Genomic DNA, 1,045 nt, shown 5'->3' on the forward strand with positions numbered 1-1,045 from the left:
AAGGTAAAGCTCCTGCCAAAAAGCGTGGTATTGCTGCTGCTGTTTCTGGTTGTACTGTCGATCCGGATGTTTTGAGCGCGTTGGGTGTTGTTCTGTCTCCTGATGGTGTTCAGATAATTGCAGGTCTTTTTTCTAGAGTTAATGAATTCGCTAAACGTTTTTACAATAGTATGGTAAGCAAACAACTTCCATCAAGCTTGAGTGACAAACTTTCGTTGATTGAGCGAGCTATTTGGTACAGTACCTATAGGAAAATGTGTGAAGATGTTTTTGTACTCATGTGTCTTGGGGAGTACCATACTGAGCACCGCCCTGGTTTTATACTTGCTCTTCCTAGAATTGAAGTACTATCGGATTCTCTTGAGCGTGTTTCAGTACCATTAATTGGGGATAGTTTGCTGGGTTTTTTGTCGAGACTGGATCGTGCTGTTCGTAGCAATGTGGAGTCTATTTTCGACTCTTTTTGGAGTGAGGTCTCTGTTTCTTTGGAGGGGGAAGCATTGAATGATGTTAGTTGTGGAGATTTTATCAATGTCCTAGATACTGCCGGTATTCCCGAGGTAGCGCCATCGGTAATTGTAACACAAAGAAAAGAAATAAGAGATACGATTAAACGTACAACATCGGGGATTATTACCGCCTCCGATCACATATTATCATCTTGGTCCCATCGTAAAGATGGGAATTCTAGTTATGGACTTTCCTCTGGTCAGATCGTAGCAGAAAGACATACGAGTAGCAATAATATTCCTGTCTCTGCTTGTGATGAGATAAATATTATTCGTGCTCCTGTTTGGACGCCACCAGTTTTTGATGAGGAGGATATTCTACCTTCTTCAGTAGAACCTTCCAAAGTGAATCTGTTGCCTTCTGTCGGACATTCTGGTGCTAGATCTTCTTTTGATCCAAGTGCAGCAAAAAGACATATTGGTAGCGATAGTGTATCTGTTGGGATGCCACCTGTTCTTGATGATGATCTACCTTCTTCTACAGTTTCGATTCCTTCCTATCTTCAATGCACTGATTCGCTGGGTGTTAATTTACA

General features: G+C 41.6%; 1 protein-coding gene. It reads left to right on the forward strand.

Going from position 1 to position 1,045, the window contains the following annotated elements; all coding sequences use genetic code 11:
- Positions 1-1,045: hypothetical protein (locus A6733_RS09095; protein WP_176696794.1), on the forward strand; the 1,045-nt coding region annotated here is incomplete at both ends.

This window comes from Candidatus Ichthyocystis sparus, assembly GCF_900078745.1.
GTDB classification, from domain to species: Bacteria; Pseudomonadota; Gammaproteobacteria; order Burkholderiales; family 2013Ark19i; genus Ichthyocystis; species Ichthyocystis sparus.